Origin of the sequence: Pseudomonas sp. stari2, from assembly GCF_040760005.1 — a bacterium.
In the GTDB taxonomy this organism is placed as follows: Bacteria; Pseudomonadota; Gammaproteobacteria; order Pseudomonadales; family Pseudomonadaceae; genus Aquipseudomonas.
Genome location: NZ_CP099760.1, coordinates 1,704,511 through 1,725,112 on the forward strand (window position 1 = coordinate 1,704,511; position 20,602 = coordinate 1,725,112).

Annotated in this window: 26 protein-coding genes; 25 read left to right on the forward strand and 1 reads right to left on the reverse strand. The window is 61.2% G+C overall.

Annotation, left to right across the window (positions count from 1 at the left end; genetic code table 11):
- Positions 1–79: 79 nt before the first annotated feature.
- The 5 genes from NH234_RS07785 to NH234_RS07805 all read left to right on the forward strand — a co-directional run bounded on the left by NH234_RS07785 (position 80) and on the right by NH234_RS07805 (position 3,968).
- Positions 80–340 (forward strand): hypothetical protein, encoded by a 261-nt coding sequence (locus tag NH234_RS07785; RefSeq protein WP_367256203.1) that lies wholly within the window; start codon positions 80–82, stop codon positions 338–340.
- A gap of 331 nt (positions 341–671) precedes the next feature.
- A complete protein-coding gene (locus NH234_RS07790; protein WP_367256204.1) occupies positions 672–1,190 on the forward strand; it encodes a phage regulatory CII family protein in 519 nt (172 codons plus the stop codon).
- Entirely contained in the window at positions 1,183–1,410 is a 228-nt protein-coding gene (locus tag NH234_RS07795; protein WP_301622969.1) for a TraR/DksA family transcriptional regulator, read from the forward strand. The genes NH234_RS07790 and NH234_RS07795 overlap by 8 nt, the downstream gene beginning before the upstream one ends.
- Positions 1,400–3,616, forward strand: a complete 2,217-nt coding sequence (locus NH234_RS07800) for a VapE domain-containing protein (protein ID WP_367256205.1) — start codon at positions 1,400–1,402, stop codon at positions 3,614–3,616. The genes NH234_RS07795 and NH234_RS07800 overlap by 11 nt, the downstream gene beginning before the upstream one ends.
- Entirely contained in the window at positions 3,609–3,968 is a 360-nt protein-coding gene (locus tag NH234_RS07805) for a hypothetical protein (protein ID WP_163974179.1), read from the forward strand. Before NH234_RS07800 ends, NH234_RS07805 begins: the two co-directional genes overlap by 8 nt.
- A gap of 462 nt (positions 3,969–4,430) precedes the next feature.
- On the opposite strand, the gene NH234_RS07810 is transcribed toward NH234_RS07805, so the two are convergent.
- Positions 4,431–4,853, reverse strand: a complete 423-nt coding sequence (locus NH234_RS07810) for a hypothetical protein (protein WP_367256206.1) — start codon at positions 4,851–4,853, stop codon at positions 4,431–4,433.
- Positions 4,854–4,866: 13 nt separating this feature from the next.
- Here NH234_RS07810 and NH234_RS07815 point away from each other — a divergent pair, with 13 nt between their 5' ends.
- The 20 genes from NH234_RS07815 to NH234_RS07910 all read left to right on the forward strand — a co-directional run bounded on the left by NH234_RS07815 (position 4,867) and on the right by NH234_RS07910 (position 20,595).
- Positions 4,867–5,211, forward strand: coding sequence for a phage holin family protein (locus NH234_RS07815; RefSeq protein WP_259155019.1), 345 nt, complete (start codon positions 4,867–4,869; stop codon positions 5,209–5,211).
- Between the two features lie 166 nt (positions 5,212–5,377).
- On the forward strand, positions 5,378–5,980 hold the full coding sequence (locus NH234_RS07820; protein ID WP_367256207.1) for a terminase small subunit: 603 nt from the start codon (positions 5,378–5,380) through the stop codon (positions 5,978–5,980).
- Positions 5,981–5,984: 4 nt separating this feature from the next.
- Positions 5,985–8,012, forward strand: coding sequence for a phage terminase large subunit family protein (locus NH234_RS07825; RefSeq protein WP_367256208.1), 2,028 nt, complete (start codon positions 5,985–5,987; stop codon positions 8,010–8,012).
- Position 8,013: 1 nt separating this feature from the next.
- Positions 8,014–8,220, forward strand: coding sequence for a phage head-tail joining protein (locus tag NH234_RS07830; RefSeq protein WP_249490053.1), 207 nt, complete (start codon positions 8,014–8,016; stop codon positions 8,218–8,220).
- Positions 8,220–9,704: a phage portal protein gene (locus NH234_RS07835; RefSeq protein WP_367256210.1), complete on the forward strand. Its 1,485-nt coding sequence runs from the start codon at positions 8,220–8,222 to the stop codon at positions 9,702–9,704. The genes NH234_RS07830 and NH234_RS07835 overlap by 1 nt, the downstream gene beginning before the upstream one ends.
- Positions 9,701–10,843, forward strand: coding sequence for a head maturation protease, ClpP-related (locus tag NH234_RS07840; RefSeq protein ID WP_367256212.1), 1,143 nt, complete (start codon positions 9,701–9,703; stop codon positions 10,841–10,843). The genes NH234_RS07835 and NH234_RS07840 overlap by 4 nt, the downstream gene beginning before the upstream one ends.
- A complete protein-coding gene (locus NH234_RS07845) occupies positions 10,840–11,184 on the forward strand; it encodes a head decoration protein (protein ID WP_367256214.1) in 345 nt (114 codons plus the stop codon). The genes NH234_RS07840 and NH234_RS07845 overlap by 4 nt, the downstream gene beginning before the upstream one ends.
- 64 nt (positions 11,185–11,248) lie before the next feature.
- The gene (locus NH234_RS07850; protein ID WP_367256215.1) at positions 11,249–12,244 is read left to right on the forward strand and encodes a major capsid protein; all 996 of its coding nucleotides are present in this window, start codon (positions 11,249–11,251) and stop codon (positions 12,242–12,244) included.
- Positions 12,245–12,246: 2 nt separating this feature from the next.
- Positions 12,247–12,567, forward strand: coding sequence for a hypothetical protein (locus NH234_RS07855; RefSeq protein WP_367256217.1), 321 nt, complete (start codon positions 12,247–12,249; stop codon positions 12,565–12,567).
- Complete coding sequence (locus tag NH234_RS07860; RefSeq protein WP_367256219.1) at positions 12,564–13,220, forward strand: hypothetical protein; 657 nt, start codon at positions 12,564–12,566, stop codon at positions 13,218–13,220. Before NH234_RS07855 ends, NH234_RS07860 begins: the two co-directional genes overlap by 4 nt.
- A 1-nt stretch (position 13,221) precedes the next feature.
- Positions 13,222–13,761 carry a hypothetical protein gene (locus NH234_RS07865; protein WP_367256221.1) on the forward strand — a complete coding sequence of 180 codons (540 nt, stop codon included), beginning with the start codon at positions 13,222–13,224 and terminating at the stop codon, positions 13,759–13,761.
- On the forward strand, positions 13,758–14,327 hold the full coding sequence (locus tag NH234_RS07870) for a phage baseplate assembly protein V (protein ID WP_367256222.1): 570 nt from the start codon (positions 13,758–13,760) through the stop codon (positions 14,325–14,327). The genes NH234_RS07865 and NH234_RS07870 overlap by 4 nt, the downstream gene beginning before the upstream one ends.
- Before the next feature lie 54 nt (positions 14,328–14,381).
- The gene (locus NH234_RS07875) at positions 14,382–14,615 is read left to right on the forward strand and encodes a hypothetical protein (RefSeq protein ID WP_367256224.1); all 234 of its coding nucleotides are present in this window, start codon (positions 14,382–14,384) and stop codon (positions 14,613–14,615) included.
- A 5-nt stretch (positions 14,616–14,620) separates the two neighbouring features.
- Complete coding sequence (locus NH234_RS07880; protein WP_085683149.1) at positions 14,621–14,947, forward strand: GPW/gp25 family protein; 327 nt, start codon at positions 14,621–14,623, stop codon at positions 14,945–14,947.
- Positions 14,944–15,828: a baseplate J/gp47 family protein gene (locus tag NH234_RS07885; RefSeq protein WP_367257138.1), complete on the forward strand. Its 885-nt coding sequence runs from the start codon at positions 14,944–14,946 to the stop codon at positions 15,826–15,828. The genes NH234_RS07880 and NH234_RS07885 overlap by 4 nt, the downstream gene beginning before the upstream one ends.
- A 1-nt stretch (position 15,829) precedes the next feature.
- Positions 15,830–16,435, forward strand: a complete 606-nt coding sequence (locus tag NH234_RS07890; RefSeq protein ID WP_367256225.1) for a phage tail protein I — start codon at positions 15,830–15,832, stop codon at positions 16,433–16,435.
- Positions 16,432–18,252, forward strand: coding sequence for a phage tail protein (locus NH234_RS07895; protein ID WP_367256227.1), 1,821 nt, complete (start codon positions 16,432–16,434; stop codon positions 18,250–18,252). Before NH234_RS07890 ends, NH234_RS07895 begins: the two co-directional genes overlap by 4 nt.
- Entirely contained in the window at positions 18,249–18,809 is a 561-nt protein-coding gene (locus NH234_RS07900; RefSeq protein ID WP_367256228.1) for a DUF4376 domain-containing protein, read from the forward strand. Before NH234_RS07895 ends, NH234_RS07900 begins: the two co-directional genes overlap by 4 nt.
- A gap of 104 nt (positions 18,810–18,913) precedes the next feature.
- Positions 18,914–20,080: a phage tail sheath subtilisin-like domain-containing protein gene (locus NH234_RS07905; protein ID WP_367256229.1), complete on the forward strand. Its 1,167-nt coding sequence runs from the start codon at positions 18,914–18,916 to the stop codon at positions 20,078–20,080.
- 11 nt (positions 20,081–20,091) lie between these two features.
- The gene (locus NH234_RS07910; RefSeq protein WP_367256231.1) at positions 20,092–20,595 is read left to right on the forward strand and encodes a phage major tail tube protein; all 504 of its coding nucleotides are present in this window, start codon (positions 20,092–20,094) and stop codon (positions 20,593–20,595) included.
- The last annotated feature ends 7 nt before the right edge of the window (positions 20,596–20,602 follow it).

Consider the following 20,602-nt stretch of genomic DNA (forward strand, 5'->3'; position numbering starts at 1 on the left):
GGGTTGAGAGTCTCACAAAGGTTACGCAATAGTCAGTTGATCTGTAACATCAACCGTAAGTTGATAAATGGAGATTGTCATGTTGGACCCCGCAGATTTTCCGAGCGCGATTGCGTTTGCTTTTGAAGCAGTAGGTGGCATTGGGGCCGCCGCCAAGGTATGCAGTCGAAGCTATCAAGCTCTGAACAAATGGCGTCAGGCTGGCTGCCTACCGCGAACGGATTACACCGGTGAAACCAAATACGCTGAGCTTTTGGCTAGTGCCGCAGAGCGGAACGGCAATGCCTTTCAAACTGCTTGGCTGTTGAACGCATCGGCTCCTCAGAAAGCTGCAGCGTAGATAGAAAAAAGGCGACCCAAGGGCCGCCCAGTTCCTCCCGACACGCACCACCACAGCGCTGTCGGGTCGCGATAAAGAAAGGCGGGCACACCACATGCATCTACCTCTCTTTATCGCGCTTTTCCAAGGCTCGGAAGCCTTGGTGTTGCTGCCTTTTCCACCACAGATTGGGCAGCTGTTGCGCCAGGGGTGAGCAACGGATTGCTCGCCCCGGCACGGTGCCGGTGTCGATCCCGAAGATCTAGCCGGCGTTTGGGCCCTTTCAAGCCACGCGGCAAATGTATCACCACTGCATGTCGCGCGGCACTGGCAACTTACAAGGATTAATGCCATGAGCCGTATCATTCTGAGCTCTCTAGACCGGGCGCAGCGGGAAGTTCTGCCGCTCGATCTCGCGCTTTACCATGCCGCACGGGACTACCCCGGCGGCGCCGCTGCCATCGCCGCCACCACCGGCCGGAATGCGACCACGTTGCAGCACAAGCTTTCCCCCACCCACCCAAGCCACACGGTGAACATTCAAGAGTTCGGCGAGATTCTGGAACTGACCAAGGATCGCCGCATTCTGGATGCGGTGCATGCGTTGGTCGGTGACACGACCTGGCAGGAACTGGCAGAGGCGTACACCAACGACATGCCCGAGACGTTGACCACCGGGATTGCCGAGTATTTCCGGCAGGTCGCGGATCTGGCGGATACCTGGGCCAAAAGCATCGGCGACGGTGTCGTTACTGACGATGAATTGGCTGCGATTCGCCTGCAGGTGTTTCGTGGAATTCAGGGGCTGCTGGGAATGTTCAACCGCGCCACTTATGTCAATCAGACGACGCGGGGTGTTGATCGTGGCTGATATTGCGGATTTCGCTAATGACTTGGTGCAAGAGCGTATCGATCAGGCGCTCGCTGCCCGCAACGCCGCGAAGCCCGCTTTGGCGGCGCATTCGTTTCTGTTCTGTGAGAACTGTGAAAACCCGATCCCTGAGGGACGCCGGATCGCTGTTCCTGGCTGTACACAATGCGTGACCTGCCAAGAGGTCGATGAGATCTTGGGGGCCATTTATGCTCGATGAGGTCTTGGGGCAATTCGCGGATTACGGTCTGGAGCCTGCGCAGCCATTGGTGTTCGGTAAGCTCACCCGGTGTAAAACAGCGCAGGACAAGGGTAAGGAAAAGAATGGTTGGTACATCGCCCATGAGCATCGTACTGAGAAGGGCGAGACGCTAATTTTCGGCGCGTTCGGTGATTGGCGTTCGGGTGAATCGCAGAAGATCAAGGTCAAGGCCGGGCGGATGTCGCCGGAAGAGCGTGAGGTCATGCGCGCTCGGCAGGAAGACGCGAAGCGCCGCGCAGCAGAGATCGCTGCCAATGCAGCGCGTCGTGCTGCGAAGCGTGCGGCGGGTATGTTCAAACGCATGCCGGAGAAGGGCCGAAGCGACTATCTGGATCGTAAGCAGATCGTCGGTATTGGTGTTCGGTATGCGCCGCGCACCGGTGCGTTCCTGGTGCCGATGTGCAACGTGCGTGACGAGATTGTCGGCTTGCAGGTGGTGTATCCAACCAAACAAGAAGACACCGGTCGGGACAAGACGTACTGGCCCTATGGGATGTCGAAGGAGGGCGCTTTTCACCTGATCGGTCCGCATCCGGATCCGGGTGAGCCGGTGCTGGTGTGTGAGGGCTATGCCACGGGCGCAAGCCTGCATATGGCGACGTCGCTGACCGTGGCCATCGCGTTTGATGCCGGCAACTTGCTGGTGGTGTGCAAGGCGATGCGTGAGCGCTTCGCCGGTTGCCCGCTGATCATTTGTCGGGACGATGACTGGAAGACCACGAAACCGAACGGCGATGCCTGGAACCCTGGAGAAGAGAAGGCCAACAACGCGGCACTGATCGTCGGTGGCCAGGTGGTCGCACCGATCTTTTCCGGTGAGCGGGAGATCAAGTGGACCGACTTCAACGACCTGCATGTTGCTGAAGGTTTGGAAGCGGTGCGTCGTCAGGTACTGGCGGTGGTCAAGCCGCCGGCCGCTGGTGGCTGGAAGGACATGCTGGCTCGAAGTGAAAGCGGCGCGCTGATTGCGCACATGCAGAACGTCGAGCTGATCCTGGCCAATGATGAGCGCTGGGCCGGGGTGATCAGTTACAGCGCGTTCAGTTCGAAGATCGTGAAGCTGCGTGCGGCACCGTATGGCGGCGGCACGGGCGATTGGGCGGACATTGATGATGTGCGGGTGATGAAGTGGCTCGCGCAGCAGTACAACTTGCGGGTCAAGGCGTCGCATGTGATCGAGGCGGTGAGCGTGGTCGCGCATGACCATGCGTTTCATCCGGTGCGGCAGTACCTGCGCAAGCTTGAGTGGGATCGCGTGCCGCGCCTGGAGACCTGGCTTACGGATGTCATGGGCGTGAACGCCACGGATTACTCGAGCAAGGTCGGCAAACGCTGGATGTTGTCGGCCGTGGCGCGGGTGATGAAGCCGGGTTGCAAGGCTGACTCGGTGATGATTCTTGAAGGTGCGCAGGGTGCCGGTAAGTCGACAGCGATGAGCATTCTCGGCGGGGAGTGGTTCATGGATACGCCGTTCGCCCTCGGCGACAAGGACGGCTTTCAGGCGATCCGGGGCAAGTGGATCGTCGAGCTGGGCGAGCTGGACAGCTTCAACAAGGCTGAGAGTACCAAGGCCAAGCAGTTTTTCTCGGCGTCGACCGATACCTACCGCGAGAGCTACGGCCGTCGCACGATGGACGTGCCGCGTCAGTGCGTGTTCGTGGGTACGACGAACCAGGACGAGTACCTGAAGGACGCGACCGGTAACCGCCGTTATTGGCCGGTGGCGTGTACCAAGGTGGATCTGGAGCTGTTGCGTTCGATCCGCGATCAGCTGTGGGCCGAGGCGGTGTTCTGTTACGACGCAGGCGACCTCTGGTGGGTGACGTTGGATGAAGCGGCGATGTTCGGCGAAGAGCAGGACGAGCGCTTTGTGGTGGACGAGTGGGAAGGGCCGATTCTGACCTGGCTGGAAGAGTCGCAGATCGGCGAGACCACCACCGGTAGCGATGTGCTGACCAGTGCGTTGAAACTGGACTTCGGGCATTGGGGCAAGCCGGAGCAGATGCGCGTCGGGGCGATCATGCATCGGTTGGGGTGGCGGCGTGTGCGGTTGCCGCCGTTGGTGAAGAGTGGCCAGCGGCCTTGGGCTTACAAGAAGCCGGCAGGGTGGGGCGGCGCCTCGGCGTTGAAGCGCGAAGCATTCGAGGAGCCTTGCTTTGATTAAGGAGATCGATTCGCTGCTTCGGCTGTGGGCGCAGGAGCTTCATTCCGAACATTCGAAAGGGGGGCTTGCTGGGGGGAACATGGTTGCCATGATGATGGAGAGCAATGGGCAACTGATCCGTGGGCGGCGGGCCTTTCGTGCGCCGCTGGAGAGTTCTCTCGACATCGAGCTGATCGTGAACAAACATTTGGCGCCCGAGCTGGTGACGGTTGTGCGGGAGCATTACTGCACTCTCGACGTTGATATGCGCTTGCGTTACGCGCACTGCGGTTGCGGCCGGGATACGTACTACCAGCGTTTGCATGATGCGCATCTGCAGATCTACTGGGTGCTGATGGGGGCGGCTGCGTGACCCCTGGCATTCGTCCGGTTGCTGTTGTCCCACTGGCCCGTCTTGTCCCGCTGCGTTTTGATGCAGTGGGACAGGTGCGGGCCTTGTCGTTGTTGGGCTGTCCCACTGTCCCGCTAAAAACTGCCTCCCGCCCGTGTAAGCGTAGCGGGCAGCAATACGCGCATATTGCGCGCACGCGTGTTCTTTAAGATTTTTCTATACACGAGAAAGAAGAGAGATAAGTAGGACAGTGGGGCGAAGCCCCGAATTTAGGCGCTCTCAGGCGTCCCACTTCGATTCTGAATGGTGGGACAGATGGGACTCCGCCGAAACAGCAGAATGCCGGGGTGGGATATTCGCCGACATTCGCTAGGCGTTCACCCTGTGTTACCCACTTATTCGCCGGGTGGCATTAAACCGGGGTTGCTGCCACCGGAATCGACCTGTAAAAAGTAGTCATCTTCGATAGGTGCGACCAAAGGATCACGGTCTTTCACCAGCTGTTTGAGGCGTTCCCCTTGACCAGATAGCAACCACTGCGGTGGTTGCTACCAAATATACGAAGAAGTTGAGCATGTAGAAGAAAAGGCCGACGACTTCCAGCCTTGTGATCGGTGCATCTGAATAGGCAAATTTGTAAAACTCATATGCACTGCTGACAAGCATCGCAACAGCACCAAACAGAGCAAGGGTTCGGTACAAATAGCTTCCCATGATTCTCAGTCGGCGTAGCGCCCTCCCCGTAGCATCGGTCGGAGCGAACAACCAAGCGACAAAGAGCCCTCCGAGTACGGTCAGAAGAAAACTTACGAGTACTGATGTCGTGTCCATATAACACCCTGTTTTTAAATGAGTTGAACTCGCGAAGATATCAAGAAACCCGGCCATCCAGCCGGGTTTTTGCATTTTGGAGAAGACGATGACGAACGAGCAACAAGCGCTGGCAGAGATGCCGATCTGGTTAGTGATCGTCCTGGCCCTGGTCGGCGGCGTATCAGGGGAGATGTGGCGGGCTGACAAGGACGGGGCGCGGGGCTGGGCGTTGTTGCGGCGGCTCGCGCTTCGATCCGGGGCCTGCATTGTCTGCGGGGTGTCGGCGATGATGTTAATGATCGCCGCAGGCATGTCGATCTGGACGGCGGGCGCATTGGGTTGCCTCACGGCGATGGCCGGTGCCGATGTGGCCATCGGGTTGTACGAACGCTGGGCTGCCAAGCGGCTGGGCGTCTGCGAAGTCCCGCCAGCCGGGGGCGAGCAGGGGTGATGCACCGATCTGGGGCGCCGAAAACCGCCGGGGACCCTAGGGGTATCTGAAGGACACGGGGTCGGAAACCCGCGGGAAAGTGTTAGCGGGAGCGCCCCCAGCTTACTGAAATTCAATCCATTGAAATTGAAAGGTCTGCATTGAAAAGCCGTTGAAAGGAGGCCTTATGACAGAACCAAATTACCTGTCGAAAAGCGCCTTCGCGGCGCGGATCGGCAGGGCGCCGAGCTACATCACCTGGTTGAAAAACAACAACCGCCTGGTGCTGTCGCCGAACGGAAAACTGGTGGACGTGCAGGCCAGCGAAGCGTTGATTCGCGACACCGCTGACCCAAGCAAAGCCGCCGTCGCCGACCGGCACCAACAAGACCGGATTCAGCGCGATGTGTACAGCCAACTGTCCACGTCGTCCGAACCGACTTCCACGGCTGCGCCGCCGCAGGTGATTACCAGCGACGGCAAGCTGCCCGACTTCCAAAAAGCCCGCGCCCTGCGAGAGCACAACATGGCCAAGCTGGCCGAGATCGAGCTGGGCAAAGCCCAGGGTTCACTGGTTTCCAAGGAAGCCGTCGAGATGGGCGCCTACAACGCCGGCCGCATGCTGCGCGATCAGCTGTTCGGGCCACTGCCGCAACTGTCCCACGACCTCGCGGCCATGACCGATCCCTGGCTGATCGAAAAACACCTGACGGCCACCTTCCGTCGAACGCTGGAAGAGGCCGAGCGCCTCTCTTCAGCAGACCTTACACACGCCATGACAACGGACTGAACCCATGCACACGGAATTTCCTGACGGTGCAGAGGTGTACCGTGAGGCTTATTTCCGTGGACTTCGCCCCGACCCAGAACTCTGGATCGATCAATGGGCCGACGATTACATGCGGATCCCGCGTGACACCGGTGCCCCGGAGCCCGGTCAGTACCGCACCTCACGTACACCTTATGCCCGTGAGCCAATGCGCTGCCTGTCGCCGGCTCACCCCTGCAGGCGAGTGGTCACCATGGTGGCCTCGCAGTTGATGAAAACCCAGATCGCCCTGAACTGGATGGGCGGCCTGATCCACATGGCGCCGTCGAACATCCTGGCCCTGCTGCCGAGCCTGAGCCTGTCCAAGCGGGTTTCCGGGCGGATCAGCAAGACCATCAAGGCCACCCCGGTTCTGCGCGAGCGAGTTGCGGCCACCCGTTCGCGGGATGCACGCAACACCATGGACACCAAGGAATTCGAAGGTGGCTCGCTGTACGTCACCACCGCCGGTTCTGCGGCCAACCTGTCCGAGCTGTCGGCACGCTACATCTACGGCGACGAAGTCGACCGCTGGGAGAACGACGTCGGCCAGGAAGGCGACCCCATCAAGTTGGCAGAGACGCGGGCGACCAACTTCGGCCGCAACGCCAAGATCTACTTTTCCAGCTCGCCGACGATCAAGGGCGCCTCGCGGATCGCCGATCTGTTCGAGTCCAGCGACCAGCGTTACTACTACGTGCCATGTCCCACCTGCGGCCATATGCAGGTGCTGGAATGGGAGCGCCTGCTCTACAGCAACGACTACAGCACCGTGCATTACCAGTGCGCGAACCCCGAGTGCGACGTGCTGATCGAGGAACATCACAAGAGCGACATGCTCGCCCGGGGCGAATGGCGTGCCCATGGCAGCGGCGACGGAAAGACCGTCGGCTTTCATCTCAACTCCCTCTACTCGCCAACAGGTTGGATGGACTGGGCCTCACTCGCCGAAGAATTCGAGGACGCCAAAAAAGCCCAGGCCCAAGGCGACACGAGCCTGATGCAGGTGTTCTACAACACCCGGCTGGCCAAGGTCTGGGACAGCGCTCTCGAACAGACCAAAGCAGAAGTGCTGATCGCCCGGGCACGGCAAGAGGCCTACACCCTCGGCACGATGCCGGCCGGTGTGCTGATGCTGACAGGCTCCGTCGACGTCCAGGCCAACCGCCTGGAAATGATGGTGATGGGTTTTGGCGTCGGCATGGAGCGCTGGGTCGTCGATCACCAGGTCATCTGGGGCGATCCAGCCGACGAGCGCACCTGGTCCGTGCTGGACGAAAAGCTCAAGGCTCGCTACCGGCATCCTTGCGGCGTCGGTTTGGGCATCCTTGCTGTTGGCGTCGACTCCGGCGGTCACCACACCGACGAGGTTTATCAGTTCTGCCGCGTTCGCCGTTGGCGAAACGTCTTCGCCATCAAGGGTGCGAGCAAGCCGGGTAGGCCGGTTATCGCACAACGCCCGTCCCTGGTCGACGTGACCTGGAAAGGCCAGACCGAGCGCAACGGCGCCGAGCTGTGGTTTGTCGGCACCGACACGGCAAAGGACTGGATCTACAACCGCTATCCGTTCCCGGACGGGCCGGGTTCGCTGCACTTTGCCAACGACCTGCCGGACGAGTTCTTCGCCCAGTGCGTCGCCGAGCGCAAGGTCGTGCGCTACGTGCGTGGCCACAAACGCATTGAATGGGTCAAGGGCAAGGCCGAGCGCAACGAAGCGCTCGACCTGATGGTGTACTGCCTGGCCATGGCGCATTACCTCGGCATCAACCGCTACCAGGAGCACGACTGGGACCGAGTGCGTCAGGCGTTGGCCCAGTCCGGTCTGTTCGACGATGCCTTGGGTATCAAGCCAGTTCAGGGGCAGCGTGTCGACGAAGGCGCAACACCTGAACCAGCGGCTGTAAGACAGGCTCAAGCCGCACCACCACCTGCCGCACCGGTCACTCCAGCGCGACCACCAGCTGCACCAACTCAACGCCGCACTTCCACCAGCGGCTACCTGAAGAGACGCTGATATGTCCTTTACCCAGAAACACCTCGAAGTCATCGAGCGAGCCATCGCACGCGGTGAAAAGACCGTGCGCTACAGCGACCGGACGGTGGAATACCGCGACGTCGACGAACTGCTCAGGGCTCGCGAAGAAATCCGCAGTTCGCTTATCAGCGCTGCCGCGCCGCGCTCGCGGGTCGTGCGGCTCAGTCACGGAGGCAAAGGAATCTGATGTCTCGACAATTTCCGGCACTGACGCGTAGCGGATTTTTGCTGCCATCGAACATCAAGGCCAGCTACGAAGGCGCCGGAGAGGGTCGACGTTCTGCCAGTTGGGATGCGCCCGACGACAGCATTAACAGCATCAACACTCCTGCACTGCGCAACCTGCGGGCTCGCTCGCGGGCAGCGGTGCGCAACGATCCGTATGCGGCTAACGCGATCAACAAGCGGGTCAGCAACCTGATCGGCACCGGCATCACGCCACGTCCGAAGATCAAGGACGAGGTTTTGCGCAACCTGTTTCAGGAGTTCTGGGAAGACTGGGTCGATGAGTCGGACGCCGATGGGCTTTGCGACTTTTACGGGCAACAGGCCCTAGTGTCGCGCACGGTCGAAACGGCAGGCGAGTGTTTTGTCCGGCTTCGTCCCCGCCGTATGGACGAAGGGCTGGCGGTACCTCTGCAATTGCAGACACTCGCGCCTGAGTTTGTGCCGCACGACAAGTTCGAAGTCACCCGGGACGGTAACGTCATCCGTGCCGGGATCGAATTCAACCCGGCCGGCAAGCGCGTGGCCTACTGGATGTACCGTTCGCACCCGCGAGATGGGGTGGCGCTGAACGCCGGCTACAACCAACTGGTGCGGGTACCGGCCAGCCAGGTGCTGCACATCTTCGAACCGCTGGAACCGGGTCAATTGCGCGGCGTTCCACGTATGTCGCCCGTCCTCAAACGGTTGCGCAGCCTCGACAACTACGACGACGCCGTGCTGTTCCGGCAAGAAGTGTCCAACCTGTTCGCAGGCTTCATCAAGCGCCCGTCACCGGAAATGGGCCAGGCACCTCGCGACCCGGTCACCGGCCAGTTGATCACCGCCGACCGCGACGGCTTTACGCCGATGGTCGCGCTGGAACCTGGCACCATGCAGGAGCTCGGCGCTGGCGAAGAGGTCGAGTTCTCCAAACCACCAGACGCCGGCAACAACTATCCGGACTTCATGCGTCAGCAACTGATGGCCGCAGCAGCCGGCACCGACACGCCTTACGAGATCCTCACCGGTGACATGAAAGGCATCAACGACCGGGCGCTGCGCGTGGTGCTGAACGAGTTCCGGCGCCGCCTCGAACAGCTGCAATTCAACCTGTATATCCACCAGCTCTGCCGGCCAGTTCGGGCGGCATGGCTGGATATGGCCGTGCTGGCCGGGGTGATCGAGCTGCCGGACTACGCCAAGCGTCGTCGCGAATACCTGCGTACCCGCTGGGTGCCTCAGGGCTGGGCCTACATCCAGCCAGTGCAGGACGTTCAGGCGCGGATGCTGGAGGTTAACGCCGGATTCGGCTCGCGCAGCGAGATGTGCCTGCGTACCGGCTACGACGCCGAAACAGTGGACGCGGAAAACGCCGCCGACGCCCAGCGGGCCCGCGCCTTGGGCCTCAACTATCGAACACTCGTCGAGGCAGACAATGTCTCGGACGACCAGGAGAATCCATGACACCGCCATTCCCCCTGAAAATCTTCAACAAGGTGCAAGGTCAGCAGGAGCTCAACGACAAGCACTGGTACACCGTCAACGCCACCGGCGAGGCCTCACAGCGCACCATCGAGATCTACATCTACGGCGAGATCGGCACCTGGGGCATCACGGCAAACCAGTTTGTCCGCGATCTTACCGCGCTAGACGACGGCGTGTCGCCCGTTGTCGCGGCCTTCAACAGCATCGGTGGCGACCTGTTCGACGGGCTGGCGATCCACAACGCACTTGCCCGTCTGGGTGAGCGTTGTACGGGCCGCGTCGACGCCCTGGCCGCGAGCGCGGCGAGTGTCGCCGTGTGCGGTGCGCACCGGGTGGTGGTCGCTGAAAACGCCATGCTGATGATTCACAACCCTTGGACCTACGCCTCGGGCGATGCAGAGGATCTGCGAAAGGTTGCTGCCGCACTCGACCAGGCGCTGGAGGTGATCATCGCGGCCTACAAAGCCAAGGCACCGGCCATCGACGAGGCTGAGCTGCGACGTCTGGTCAATGCCGAGACCTGGCTGACCGCCCGCGAAGCGGTCGCCCTCGGGTTGGCCGACGAGGTCGGCGACGGTCTGCAGATCAAGGCGCGTCTGGGGCAGGGCGCGATGATTCAGAAATACCAGCGCACCCCCAAGGCCCTGCTGGATCTGCTCGACAACGCCTCGGAGGTGGATGAGCCGGTGGTCGACGCACCGCAACCTGCCGCCCCGACCGCCGACCCTGCAGCCTTGGCGCTGCTGATCACTCAGGCCTGCAACAAGGCCGGTATCGGCAACCTGATCGAGCCGCTGCTCGCCGCTACCAAGCTGGAGAGTGAAGCGGCAGTACAGGCAGCACTGGCCCAAGCCAAGGCCGTCCATGACCTCTGCGTGGCGGCACGCCTGCCGGAGTGTGCTGTGGAGTTCGTCAAGGCCGGTTTGGACAGCGGCGCCGTGCGTGCACGACTGTTCGACAAACTGATCGGCAGCGGCGGGGGCTTCGAGATCGATAACAAGCTGCCGCAGAACGAAGACCCGGCCGCCAAGATTCAAGCCAAACAACCAGACCCGACTTCGATCTGGGCAGCCCGCCGGGCCGCACAATCTCAAACCTCGAAAGGAGCTAGACCATGACCTCTAAATTGGAGCCGATGCACGCGGGCGAATTCCTGCTGTCCGAAGGCGCCGGCAACATCTCCCGTGAAGCGATCAACGTCGCGGCCGGCCCGGCGCTGGAACCCGGACAGATCCTCGGACTGGTGACCGCAAGCAGCGAATTCGCGCCATACAGCCCGACAGCTGAGGACGGCACGGAAAACGCTGTCGCGATCCTCTACGGCCCGCTCGGCGAGTCAGATGTCGTTCGTCGCGGTCGCGCCGTGGTGCGGCTGGCCGAAGTCAGCGAGGCCCACCTGACCGGTCTTGACCCAGCCGCCGAGAAGGCCCTGGCCGCGCACTTCCTGATCGTTCGCTAAGACGTTTCTTCCTTTATATGCATCCCGCCGTGAGCGGGATTTTTCGTTTCTGGAGAGTACACCCATGGCCGATATCGCCATTTTTGAAGACGACGCCTTCAGCGTCCCATCGCTGACCGCCGCGATCAGCGAACAGGAATACCTGCCGGGCCGCATCAGCAGCCTCGGTCTGTTTCGCGAAGAAGGCACCACTTCCCTGACGGTGCAAATCGAGAAGGACGGCGACACCCTGGCACTGGTCCCGGCCGGTGAGCGCGGCACCTCGGGACTGGTGGTCGGCGGTAGCCGTCGAACGCTCATCCCATTCAACACCGTGCACCTGCCTGAGCGGTTCACGATCAAGGCCGACGAGATTCAGGGTATCCGTGCATTCGGTACCCGAACCGAACTGCAATCGGTGCAAGACGTGGTCAACCGTCGCCTGGCCAAGGCTCGCCGCCAGTTGGACGCAACCCACGAGTTCCAGCGCATGGGAGCGCTGAGCGGTCAAGTGCTGGATGCTGACGGCAAGACTGTGCTGCTGGATATCTACAAAGCGTTCGGCGTCCAGCGTCAAAAAATGTCGATGGGGTTGGGCAACCCTGATACTGACGTGCGTGTCCGTGCTGGTGAGGCACTGGACATGCAAGAGGATGCGCTGGGCAGCGTGACCAGCACCGGTTCCCGCGCCTTCTGCGGCAAAAACTTCTGGAACAAGCTGATCTCGCACAAATCCGTGCGGGACACCTACCTGAACACCATGCAAGCCGCCGCACTTCGTGGCGATTCCCGTGAAAGCTTTGAGTTCGGCGGGATCGTCTGGGAGCGCTACCGGGGCAAGGTGTCCGGCGTGTCGTTCGTGCATGACGATCAGGCCCGCCTCATTCCCGAAGGTGTGCCCGATCTTTACATCTCGACCTTCGCACCGGCGGATTACATGGAAACGGTGAATACCGAGGGCCTGCCGTACTACAGCAAGATCGAGCCGCTGCCGTTCAACAAGGGCGTGGCCGGAGAAGCCCAGTCCAACCCGCTGCACTTGTGCACGCGACCACGCGCTCAGATCCAGCTGGAACTCTGACCATGTCTTTCCGCGAGCTGCTGGAAGACATCGACGACACGGTGTTTGAAACGCTCGGCGACACGGCCCGGATCGAGGGCTACGACGAACCGGTGCTAGGCATGTTCGCGGCGCCGTGGATGCAACCCAAAATGGGCAGCCTCAGAACGGTATTGCGCGAGCCGAAGTTCGAGATCCGCGTCCGTGACTCGCACGGTCTGAAAAAAGGACTGCTAATCAGCGTGGATCTGCCAGCGTTGGATGGCGGCGGTGACTACGATCTGCTGCAACTGGAGCCAGGCGGTGACGGGCTCGTCGCCTTGATCCTGAGGAAACGGCCATGAGTGTCGGCAGTTATTTCAAACCCTCGGCCGGCGGCGGGATGATCTCCCTGCAGACTTCGGCGGCAGATCTGAAAGCCTTTCAGGACTTCGCCGCCTTGGTGCCCAAGGCAGCGGCCGCTGCCCAGCGCCGGGCGATCAACAAAACCCTGCGCTGGCTCGCCACTCATATTGCTCGCGCTGTCGGTCGGCAGGAACGCATAGCGGTCGCAGCCGTTCGACAGCGACTGCGGGCTTACCCGGTTAGCGGTGGAGCCAACAGCGGCAAACTCTGGTTCGGCCTCAACGCAATGGAAGCCAGCCGCATTGGTCGTCCTCGACAGAACCGGTCCGGGGTGTCAGTGGCTGGTCGGCGCTTTCAGGGTGCGTTTTACAAGAAAGTCTACGGCAACAGCGCGGACGTCTGGATCCGCACGGCCAGCAAGCATTTCGACGCCAATGACTACCCCGACAGCGATGTCAGCGGGGCGGGCGGGGCCAGTTCGGGCTGGATCGCCGAACATGGCAGCCGCTTTCCGCTGGCGAAGGCTAAGGTCTCGCTGGAACAAGCCCGGCCGCATTTCGAAGAATGGGTACGCAAGGCTGACGAGCAATTGGTGCACGTGCTGCAGCAGGAACTCAATTTTGAACTGCGGAAACACCTGAAGGGGACATGACATGACGGATCAAGTCGATGAGCCGTTCAGTCTTGATCATTTGTATCAAGCCATTGAACGACACATTCAAGATCACCTGCCGGGCGTGCAGACAGTTGCAGTCTGGCCGCACATTGATGATCGCATCGCATTGCCGGCGGTTCTTGTCGAATTGGCAGAGATGGAGCCAGGCCACGACCCGGGAACCGGCGAGACGAGCCTGTCCTGCAAGTTCGAAGCGCGGGTGATCACTGATCCAATTCAGCCCGATCACCATCAGCAAGCGGTGTTCATCGCCGGTCAGTTGGCAGTGCTGCTGCGCCTTCAGAGCTGGGGTGTTGAGGTGGAGCCCGCCGAGTTCGTGCAGTCCATGCCAGATTGGACGAAACCCGAACTCGACGGTTACACCGTCTGGGTCGTGGAATGGACGCAGCAGATCTATCTCGGCGAAGCGCAATGGCCGTGGCCCGATCAGCCACCGGGCACGCTGCTGTTCGGCGTTGAGCCTGACACTGGTCTAGCCAACAAGGGCAAGTATTTTGCGCCGGAGGATTTGCCATGAGCGGCGGCTACGTTAGCGCCCAGCACGACCGCATGCTCGCCGGACTGGTCAAGGATTGCTACGTGGTCGCGGTGGACCTTGCCGCGTCACCACCAGCCTGCCGGGTCTCGGACGGTGAATGGGTGAGCGGCTGGGTGCGTTGGCACAGCGTCGCCGCCGGCAAGGCACGGCATTGGCGGGCGCCAAGCATCAACGAACAGGGCACGCTAATCAGTGCCAGTGGCGACGTGGCCCAGGGCACATTCATACCCGGCCTGTACGGCAACGGCGGTTCACCGCCGGACAACCGTGATCACGTTGAGGTCTGGCGCTTCCCTGACGGTGGTTCCCTGATCTATGACTGGGATGCCAAAAGCTACAGCATCAGCGTGCCGAGCGGCACAGTCAGCATCAAGGTCGGAGCGACTCAAGCCGAGGTGACCGACAGCTCTGTCACTGTGAAGTCGGGAACGATCGATCTTGAAGGTCAGGTGAACATCAAGGGACCGTTGCACGTCACCGGAGACATCACCAGCGATGGTGCAATCCTGGACACTACCGGCAACAGCAACAACCACAAGCATTAGTGAATCATTCAACCCGGCCCGCCTTGCGCGGGCTTTTTTATGCCCGGAGTAATCATGGCCAAACCTCAAGACGATACATCGGCGCAGGATCCTGCCGCCGTAACCCCCCCGGTTCCGACCACATCCGCAGTGAAATTTCGCGACACCCTCTACACCTCTCGTACGGTGATCCTTCCGGACGGTCGCACTCTTCCCGTGGCTAAAAGCCTGGTCTCGGTCGAGGCGGGTGATGACGTCGCGCTGAAGTACCTCAAGGCTCACCCCGAATACGAGCAGCTCAAGGAGTAGACCCGATGATCGGAATGGATCGCCACACCGGGCAGCCCATCTCCGGCATCGAGCATCTACGTCAGTCGGTGGCGGACATCCTCGGCACACCGTTGCTGAGCCGTCGTGAACGGCCGGAGTACGGCAGCAAGCTCCGGCGCATGGTTGACTTGCCCATCAATGAAGGTTGGAAGAGCGCGGCGCAGGCTGAGGCAGTGCGGGCACTCAACCAATGGGAGCCGCGACTCAAGCTTGAGCGCATCGTGGTTGTCTCCGTCCTCGGCGGCAAAATCAATTTCAAGATCAGCGGCGAATACCTCGGTGAACGCGGCACGTTGGAGGTGTGGGTATGAGTACCCTGGTGGATCTGTCGGAGCTTCCGGCGCCGGACGTGCTGGAGCCGCTGGACTTCGAGGACACATACAGCGAAGTGCTGGGCGTGTTCCGGGGGCATATGGGCAAGAACTGGACGGCTTCGATTGAAAGCGATCCAGTCACCAAGCTGCTGGAGGTCGGCAGCTACATCAGGCTGGGCAACAGGGCGCGGGTCAACGACGCGGCCAAGGCCCAGTTTCTGGCCCATGCGACCGGCTCCGATCTGGATCACTTGGCAGGTAACGTCAACCTCAAACGCCTAGTGATCCAGCCGGCGGATCCGCTGGCCGTTCCACCGGTCGATGCGGTGATGGAGTCGCATGACGCTCTGCGCGAGCGGGTCCAGTTGGCCTATGAAGGGCTGACCACCGCTGGCCCGCGTAACAGCTACATCCTGCATGCGCGTAACGCTTCGGCGCTGGTGGCCGACGCCACGGCGGAAAGCCCAGCACCGGCCTGCGTCGACGTCAGGGTGCTAGGCCTGGAGGGCGACGGCACGGCTGGCCCGGAGCTGCTGGCATTGGTTGCGGCGGCGGTGAACGATGATGACGTGCGGCCGGTGGGTGATCGCGTCACCGTGCGCGGCGCCGAGATCCTCCATTACCGTGTCGACGCCGTGCTGCACATGAGGGGCTCCGGCCCGGAGAATGATGCAGCGCTCACCGAGGCGATCCGTCGGTTGGAGGCCTGGATCAATCCCCGGCGCCGGCTGGGCGTCGAGGTGGCTCGGTCCGGTGTCGATGCGCAGTTGCATGTCGCCGGTGTCGGCCGGGTGGAGCTCAAGGATTGGCAGGATTTGAAACCCACCAAGGCGCAGGCCGCTTACTGCACGGGTTACACCGTCGTGCTGGGAGGCTGACATGCGCAGTCTTTTGCCGCTCAACAGCACACCCCTTGAGCGGGCTATCGAGGCGGCGTTCGCCGAGACGACCCTGATCCCGCTGCGAACCCTCTACAACCCCGACACCTGCCCAGTGCACTTGCTGCCGCACCTGGCCTGGGCCTGGTCGGTTGACCGCTGGGATCCGACGTGGCCAGAGCCGGTCAAGCGCGCTGCGATCAAGGCCTCGTTCTACATCCACAAACACAAGGGCACCATCGGTGCCCTGCGCCGAGTGGTCGAGCCGCTGGGCTACCTGATTGAGGTACTGGAGTGGTGGCAGACGGTGCCAGAGGGCGTACCGGGCACCTTCGCCTTGAAGGTCGGCGTCCTCGATACCGGCATCACTGAGGAGATGTATCTCGAACTGGAACGCCTGATCGATGACGCCAAACCGGTCAGCCGACAGCTGACCGGATTGGCAATCAGCCTCGAAACCCGAGGCGACCTGAATATCGCCGTGTCCCTCTACGACGGCGACGAAATCGACGTTTACCCGCCAGTGATGCGTGACATCGAAGTCACGGGCAGCTTTGGCGTGGTCGGTCGCGAACACACCATAGACACCTTGGACGTTTATCAATGACTGATGCGAACTCGCAGTTTTTCGCGATCCTTACGAAGGTGGGGATGGCCAAACAGGCGAACGCCGACGCGCTCGGTGTTCCCTGGAAAATCACCGAAATGGGTGTGGGAGATGCCAACAACATCGACCCGGTAATCCCCAGTGAAGGGCAAACCAAACTGATCAACGAGTGGCGGCGCAAACCGCTGAACCAACTGAAGATCGATCCGGTCAACCCGGCGGTGCTGATCGCCGAGCAGATCATCCCGGCCGATGAAGGTGGGCGCTGGATTCGCGAAATCGGCCTGTATGACGCGGACGGCGATCTGGTGGCGGTGGCCAACTGTGCGCCGAGCTTCAAGCCGCTGCTGTCGCAAGGTTCCGGTCGCACGCAAATCGTGCGCATGAACTTCGTGGTCACCAGTGCCGGCAACATTCAACTCAAGATCGATCCGGCCGTGGTGCTGGCGACGCGGGCCTATGTTGATGCCGCCATTCTTGAGGTGCTGCCGAAGAACAAGGTGGCGGGGACGTACACGCGCGTGGTGGTCAACGACCGTGGCATTGTTGAGCGGGGAGATAACCCGGTCACGTTGGCGGGCCACGGCATCAAGGACGCTTACACCGTCGATGAGGTCAACGCGCTGCTGAAGCAGGCGATGGCCATGCCAGTGGGCACTGTCGTGGCGTTCCCGGTGAACAAGATGCCAGCGGGGTTCCTTGAGTTGGACGGCAGTGTGCAGAGCGCTGCGACCTACCCGGATCTGTACGCCTATCTCGGAGCGACGTTCAACAAAGGCAACGAAGGGGCGGGCAATTTTCGCTTGCCGGATACGCGGGCTGAATTCCTGCGTGGCTGGGATCACGGGCGAGGAATCGATGCGGGCCGGGCTATCGGCACCTACCAGCTCGGTACGCTGACTGCGTTTGACAGTAATGCACCGGGTGGCGCCTCGGTGGACATCATCCGTGGCACGCCGGCTCAGGCGCAGGCGGACACTTATCAGATGGCCGACTATCCAAATGTCGGCACCACCTACACGACTACCGGTCTTGCTTCGGCAGCGTTCCCCACGGAGGGCGGTGTGACCCGGCCGCGAAACTTCGCGGTCATGTGGTGCATCAAGGCCTGGAGTTCGATGGTCAATCAGGGCGTCGTCGACGTGGGCGCACTGGTCGATGAAGTACGCAAAACGACGGGGCGGATGCTCGGCACCCGGAGGATCCGGGCGACGCAGGTTTATTACTCCACACCTGGGACGAAACGTATTCGGGTGCGTGGTGGTGGCGGTGGGGGTGCGGGTGGCGGTGCTGCCTCGACGGCGGCCGGTCGGGTTTCGGCTGGTTGTGGTGGATCTGCTGGCGGGTACTTCGATACGTGGATTGGTGGCGGGTTTGACGGTGTGCTGGTGACGGTTGGCCTCGGCGGTGTTGGTGTGCTGGCAGACAAAGGCAACAACGGTTCGGCCACATCATTTGGAGCGTTTGCATCGGCACCCGGTGGTACTGGCGGCGGGTTGGGTTCGAATGTTGTGCCGCCGCTGTATCTGGGGCGGACGCCAAACTCTGAGCCTGGTGTGGGTGGCAATGTCGCCATTGAATCCGGCGCTGGTGGCGGTGGTGCGTTTGGGTTCACGACCTCCTTTGTCGTCTCGGGTGAGGGCGGTGCCAGTCGTTGCGGACCCGGTGGCAACTCCATATCGCAAAGCCAGAAAGGTGCCGACGCGGTCAGTCTGGGATCCGGCGGAGGTGGTGCTGTAGCGATGCCTTCGCTTCCGGTGAATCTGGCGGGCGGCAATGGTGCGGATGGTTGGGTCGATATTGAGGAGTGGGCATGAGTATCTATGTACGGATCTACGGGGATCAGGTGTTCGAACAGGTTGAAACGGACGGGGATATTGCGACGATGTATCACCCGTCGCTGACGTGGGTATGTGTTGATGGCATTGATCCGCCCCCTCAGATTCATTGGCAGGCCCGAAAGATCAAGGGCGGTTGGCGATTCACGCCACCCAAGCTACCTGACGTGACACCGGAGCAGCTCGCGGAACAAGTGGCGGCCGAACGGTTTATGCGGGAGGCCAGCGGCATCGTGGTCGAAGGCCTGACCATTGAGACCTCCCGTGACAGCCAGGCGTTGATCGCCGGCACGGGTCTGGCAGCCATTCGTAACCCGGACTATCGCTGCAATTTCAAGACTGCCACCGGATTTGTCGAGATCGGTGCCGAGCAGATCATCAACATCGCCGACGCCGTCCGCTCGCATGTGCAGGCGTGCTTTGACCGCGAGCTTGAACTCTTGCGGGTCATTGAGGCAGGCGAATATCGCGACGAAATGTTGGTCCAGGGCTGGCCAGATTCCTCACCTCCACTCGACGCAGCTGAACCGAAATAGACGCCCCGCATTGACGGGGCTTTTTTCTATCTACACCACGCAGCACGAACCATTCCTGCAGCCTCGCACACGCGGGGCTTTTTCGTTTCTGGAGATAGACCTCTATGAGTTTCTTTCACGGCGTCACGACCACCTCGGTCGACACCGGCGCACGCACTATCTCGTTGCCGTCCTCATCGATCATCGGGCTGTGCGACACCTTCACCCCTGGACTGCTCGGTGGCGGTACGGCCAAGGCCGGCGAGCTGAAACTGATCACCACCGAGCGCGAAGCCATCGCGGCATTCGGTGCCGAGTCAGCGATTACCAAAGCCTGCAAGGCAATCTACGCCAAGGCCAAGGCGGTGATTGTGGCCATCGGCGTGCCGAAGATGGACGACCCGGCGCTGCAGATTTCGGCGATTATCGGGGGTGTCCTGGCCTCGGGGCAGCGCACCGGCCTGCAGGCGCTGCTCGATGGCAAAAGCCTGTTCAATGCCCAGCCGCGATTGCTGATCGCACCAGGTCATTCGGCTACCCAGGCGGTGGCCACGGCCATCGACGGTCTGGCGCAGAAGCTGCGTGCTATCGGCATCATTGACGGGCCGTGCACCACCGATGAGGCCGCGATGGCCTACGCCAAGAATTTTGGCAGTCGCAACCTGTACATGGTCGACCCGGGCGTGCAGTTCTGGGATACCGAAGAAAGCAAGACGGTCGATGCACCTGGCTCCGCATGGACGGCGGGCCTGTTCGCCTGGACCGATGCCACTTACGGTTTTTGGGCATCCCCCTCGAACAAAGAACTTACCGGCATCACCGGTACCACCCGCGCCGTCGAGTACCTGGACGGCGACGAAACCTGCCGGGCCAACCTGCTCAACAACGCGAACATCACCACGATCATCCGCGACGACGGCTACCGCCTGTGGGGCAACCGCACCCTGTCGAGCGATCCGAAATGGGCGTTCGTTACCCGCGTGCGCACGCTGTTCATGATCATGGATGCAGTGCAGGCCGGGCATAAATGGGCCGTTGACCGCTCGATCACCAAGACCTACGTCAAGGACGTCACTGACGGCCTGGAGGCATTCATGCGCGACCTGAAAAATCAGGGCGCGGTGATCAACTTTGAGGTGTTCGCCGATGAAGAACTGAACACGGCCAGCCAGATCGAGCAGGGCAAGGTGTACTGGCGGATCCGCTTCACCGACGTGCCGCCGGCCGAGAACCCGAATTTCCTCTTCGAAGTCACCAATCAATGGATGACCGAAGTGCTTGAAGCTGCCTGAGGAGGCCACTGATGAATCCTGAAGTACTGTCCAATTGCGTGGCGTTTATCGACGGCGTCAGCTTCGCCGGTGAAGTCACCAGCCTGACCCTGCCAAAGGTGGCGTTGAAGACCGATGCGTTCCGTGGTGGTGGTATGGCTGGCGAGGTCGAGGTCTCGATGGGCGTCGAAAAACTTGAATCCGGTTTCTCCACTACCGGCGTTCGCCGTGAATCGCTGAAGTGGTTCGGGCTCTCCGACCGCACCGCGTGCAACGCGGTATTCCGGGGCTCGTTCAAGGGCCTGAAGGGGAAGGTGACACCGGTCATTGTCACCATGCGCGGTGGCTTGAAAGAGGTCGACATGGGCGACTGGAAGCCCGGCGACAAAGCCGAGACCAAACACACCATGTCGTTGACCTACTACAAGCTCGAAGTCGGAGGTCGGTTGATTTACGAGATCGACATGCTCGGCATGGTGCTGGTGGTGGATGGCGTCGATCAACTCGCTGAAGAACGTTCGGCCCTGGGCCTGTAAGGAATTC